Source organism: Pseudomonas sp., assembly GCF_028293835.1.
Taxonomy (GTDB): Bacteria; Pseudomonadota; Gammaproteobacteria; order Pseudomonadales; family Pseudomonadaceae; genus Aquipseudomonas.
In genome coordinates this window covers 1-4,202 of the sequence record NZ_JAQGNX010000122.1, presented here as the reverse complement: position 1 = coordinate 4,202, position 4,202 = coordinate 1, and the positions used below count along the sequence as shown (strand labels likewise).

At 56.6% G+C, this 4,202-nt stretch carries 4 protein-coding genes and 1 pseudogene; all 5 read left to right on the top strand.

Going from position 1 to position 4,202, the window contains the following annotated elements; genetic code table 11:
- Nucleotide 1 precedes the first annotated feature (1 nt).
- Nucleotides 2-307 carry a 50S ribosomal protein L20 gene (gene rplT / locus JWR17_RS17325; protein ID WP_299833166.1) on the top strand — a complete coding sequence of 102 codons (306 nt, stop codon included), beginning with the start codon at nt 2-4 and terminating at the stop codon, nt 305-307.
- Between the two features lie 103 nt (nt 308-410).
- Nucleotides 411-1,427: a phenylalanine--tRNA ligase subunit alpha gene (gene pheS / locus JWR17_RS17320; RefSeq protein ID WP_299833165.1), complete on the top strand. Its 1,017-nt coding sequence runs from the start codon at nt 411-413 to the stop codon at nt 1,425-1,427.
- A 41-nt stretch (nt 1,428-1,468) separates the two neighbouring features.
- Nucleotides 1,469-3,847, top strand: coding sequence for a phenylalanine--tRNA ligase subunit beta (gene pheT / locus JWR17_RS17315; protein ID WP_299833164.1), 2,379 nt, complete (start codon nt 1,469-1,471; stop codon nt 3,845-3,847).
- 3 nt (nt 3,848-3,850) lie between these two features.
- Nucleotides 3,851-4,153 (top strand): integration host factor subunit alpha, encoded by a 303-nt coding sequence (gene ihfA, locus JWR17_RS17310; protein WP_002553164.1) that lies wholly within the window; start codon nt 3,851-3,853, stop codon nt 4,151-4,153.
- A pseudogene (locus JWR17_RS17305) lies at nt 4,134-4,202 on the top strand (MerR family transcriptional regulator); the annotation flags it as partial. The gene ihfA and the pseudogene JWR17_RS17305, both read left to right, overlap by 20 nt.

Below are 4,202 nucleotides of genomic sequence, written 5' to 3'. Positions count from 1 at the left end.
TCTGAAACTTGCTAAAGGCTACTACGGCGCGCGTTCACGCGTATTCCGTGTTGCCAAACAAGCGGTAATCAAGGCAGGCCAATACGCCTACCGTGACCGTCGTCAGAAAAAACGTCAGTTCCGCGCTTTGTGGATCGCTCGTATCAACGCTGGTGCTCGTGTTAACGGTCTGTCCTACAGCCGTTTCATTGCCGGCTTGAAAAAGGCGTCCATCGAGATCGATCGTAAGGTTCTGGCTGATCTGGCTGTGAACGAAAAATCTGCGTTTGCTGCGATTGTCGAGAAAGCTAAAGCCACTTTGGCCTAAGTCCCCGACAATCACCGGACCCGGTTTACGGGTTCGGTGTTAAACGTCATAAATAGGGGAAGAGCCTAAAGCTCTTCCCCTATTTCGTATCTGGAGTCTGTAAATGGAAAACCTGGATGCGCTGGTCTCTCAAGCACTTGAGGCCGTGCAACACGCTGAAGATGTTAATGCCCTGGAGCAGATCCGGGTTCAATTCCTTGGCAAGAAGGGCGAGTTGACTCAGGTGATGAAGACCCTGGGAAATTTGCCGGCTGAAGAGCGCCCGCAAGTTGGTGCGCTGATTAACGTCGCCAAGGAGCGTGTCACAGAGGTTCTCAATGCCCGTAAAGCGTCGTTGGAGCAAGCGGAACTGTCCGCCAAGCTCGCGGCTGAAGGCATTGACGTGACCCTGCCGGGCCGTGGGCAGACCTCTGGAGGTTTGCACCCGATTACCCGAACGCTAGAGCGGATCGAGCAATTCTTCACTCATATTGGCTACGGCATCGCCGAAGGCCCTGAGGTCGAAGACGATCATCACAATTTCGAGGCGCTGAACATCCCTGGCCACCATCCGGCGCGGGCGATGCACGACACCTTCTATTTCAATGCAAACATGTTGTTGCGCACCCACACCTCCCCGGTGCAAGTGCGAACCATGGAAACACAGCAGCCGCCTATTCGCATCGTCTGCCCAGGCCGAGTTTATCGCTGCGATTCGGATATCACCCATTCGCCTATGTTCCACCAGGTGGAAGGGCTGCTGATCGACCGTGACATCAACTTCGCGGATCTGAAAGGCACCATCGAAGAGTTCTTGCGGGTGTTTTTCGAAAAAGAACTGGCGGTGCGCTTCCGTCCATCTTTCTTTCCATTCACTGAGCCATCGGCAGAAGTCGATATCCAGTGCGTGATGTGCAGCGGCAAAGGTTGCCGCGTGTGCAAGCAAACCGGTTGGCTCGAAGTACTGGGTTGCGGCATGGTCCACCCGAACGTATTGCGCATGTCTGGCATCGATCCTGAAGAGTTCCAGGGCTTTGCATTCGGCATGGGCGTTGAACGTCTGGCAATGCTTCGTTACGGCGTTAATGACTTGCGTCTGTTCTTCGACAACGACTTGCGGTTCCTCGCGCAATTTCGCTAGGTCGCACCGCACGTTCGTAACGAATCTTTCAGGAGAGCAGGATGAAATTCAGTGAACAATGGCTGCGCGGCTGGGTAAGCCCGCAAGTGTCCCGCGACGAACTGGTTGCTCGCCTATCGATGGCAGGCCTTGAGGTCGACAGCGTCACGTTGGCCGCCGGTGAATTCACAGGCGTGGTGGTGGGCGAGGTGCTAAGCACCGAGCAGCACCCGGATGCCGACAAATTACGCGTTTGCCAGGTCAGCAATGGCGCAGAGACCTTCCAGGTTGTGTGTGGCGCGCCAAACGTGCGCCCTGGCTTGAAAATTCCGTTCGCCATGATTGGGGCCGAGCTGCCCGGCGACTTCAAGATCAAGAAAGCCAAGCTGCGAGGCGTTGAATCCAACGGCATGTTGTGTTCCGAATCCGAGCTGCAAGTGGGTGAGGGCAACGATGGTTTGATGGAGCTGCCGGTCGATGCACCAGTAGGACAAGACATTCGCATCTATCTTCAGCTGGACGATGCGAGCATTGAAGTCGACCTGACGCCGAACCGTGGCGATTGCCTGTCGGTGGCGGGTCTGGCGCGTGAAGTTGGTGCGCTGTATGGCGCTAAGGTCACGCGTCCGGTTGTGGCCGCGGTGTCTGCGGTACACGATGAAGTGCGCTCAATCGACGTGCTGGCGCCTGCTGCATGCCCTCGTTACCTGGGGCGCGTCGTGCGCAACGTTGACCTGTCGCGGCCGACGCCCCTGTGGATGGTCGAGCGCCTGCGTCGTTCGGACGTACGCAGTATCGATGCGGCAGTAGACATCACCAACTACGTGATGCTCGAACTGGGACAGCCGCTGCATGCTTTTGACCTTGCCGAGATCAATGGCGGCATTCGTGTGCGAATGGCGGAAGAGGGCGAGAAGCTGGTACTGCTCGACGGTCAGGAAGTCAGCCTGCGTGGCGACACTTTGGTCATCGCTGACCATACCCGCGCCTTGGCTATCGCTGGCGTCATGGGTGGCGAGCACAGCGGCGTCAGCGCAAAAACTCAGGATATTTTCCTGGAAAGCGCCTTCTTCGATCCGATTACCATCGCAGGTAAAGCCCGTTCTTACGGCTTGCACACCGATGCATCGCACCGCTACGAACGCGGCGTGGACTGGCAACTGGCGCGGGAAGCTATCGAGCGCGCAACCGGTCTGCTGTTGGAGATCACCGGCGGCGAAGCGGGCTCGATCACCGAGGCGGTCAGCGAAAAAGACCTGCCTTCAATTTGTCCGGTTGTTCTTCGTGCGGAGCGCATCACCCAGATGCTCGGCATGGAGATGGACCCGGCTGAAGTCGAGAGTCTGCTGGTCGGCCTGGAGCTGAAAATCTCCACTGATGTGGCGGGTCAGTGGTTGGTGGAAGTCCCTAGCCACCGCTTCGACATCAGCCTGGAAGTCGATCTGATCGAGGAACTGGCGCGCTTGTACGGTTACAACCGCCTGCCGGTTCGTTACCCGCAGGCACGTTTGGCCCCACAAGCCAAAGCTGAAGCCCAGGCTGATTTGCTGCTTCTGCGCCGTATGCTGGTTGCGCGAGGCTATCAGGAAGCGATCACTTACAGTTTCATCGATCCGAAGTGGTTTGAACTGTTCAATCCCGGCGTCGAGCCTTTGCTGTTGGCCAACCCGATATCGGTCGACATGGCCGCCATGCGCTCGTCGTTGTGGCCAGGTCTGGTCAAAGCATTGCAGCACAACCTCAACCGTCAACAAGACCGCGTACGTATGTTCGAAAGCGGGCTACGATTTGTCGGTCAGTTGGACGGCCTCAAGCAAGAACCGATGCTCGCTGGCATCATTTGCGGCAGCCGTGCGCCTGAAGGCTGGGCGCAAGGTCGCGACCCGGTGGATTTTTTCGATATCAAGGCTGACGTCGAAGCGGTTCTCGGATTCGCCGGTGCGCTGGGTGCATTCACCTTCACACCGAGCCAACATCCTGCACTGCATCCGGGCCAAACAGCCCGTATCGAGCGCGATGGCCGAGAAGTCGGTTTCGTCGGCGCGCTTCACCCCGAGCTGACGAAAAACCTGGGCCTTGATCGCCCGGTCTTTGTCTTTGAACTACTCTTGGCTGAAGTCTCCCTGGGCCGTTTGCCAAAATTCCAGGAGCTTTCACGCTTTCCGGAAGTGCGTCGAGACCTCGCGCTGGTTGCTGACATAGAGGTTGCGGCGACTGCAGTATTGGACGTAATACGTGAAAATGCAGGCGAATGGCTCACAGACCTCAGGCTATTTGACGTATATCAAGGTAAAGGTGTTGATCCACATAGAAAAAGCCTTGCAGTCGGCTTGACCTGGCAGCATCCATCGCGCACTCTTAATGACGATGAGGTGAATGCGGCGACGCATAAAATCCTCACCTCTCTCGAGGAAAGGTTAAACGCCACGTTAAGGAAGTAGCGTATGGGGGCTCTGACTAAAGCTGAGATGGCCGAACGTCTGTATGAAGAGCTGGGCCTGAACAAACGGGAAGCCAAGGAACTGGTTGAGCTTTTCTTTGAGGAAATCAGGCACGCTTTGGAAGATAACGAGCAGGTCAAATTGTCCGGTTTCGGCAATTTCGATCTGCGCGATAAACGCCAGCGGCCTGGTAGAAATCCGAAGACGGGAGAAGAAATCCCGATTACGGCTCGCCGTGTGGTCACCTTTCGTCCAGGGCAGAAGTTGAAGGCCCGAGTTGAGGCTTATGCTGGAACCAAGTCATAACGACGAGCTACCGCCCATTCCAGGCAAACGCTACTTCACCATCGGTGAA

What these genes read in the sequence shown, in the direction of transcription:
- pheS (WP_299833165.1), top strand. Translation starts at nt 411, where the DNA reads ATGGAAAACCTGGATGCGCTGGTCTCTCAAGCACTTGAGGCCGTGCAA.
- pheT (WP_299833164.1), top strand. Translation starts at nt 1,469, where the DNA reads ATGAAATTCAGTGAACAATGGCTGCGCGGCTGGGTAAGCCCGCAAGTG.
- ihfA (WP_002553164.1), top strand. Translation starts at nt 3,851, where the DNA reads ATGGGGGCTCTGACTAAAGCTGAGATGGCCGAACGTCTGTATGAAGAG.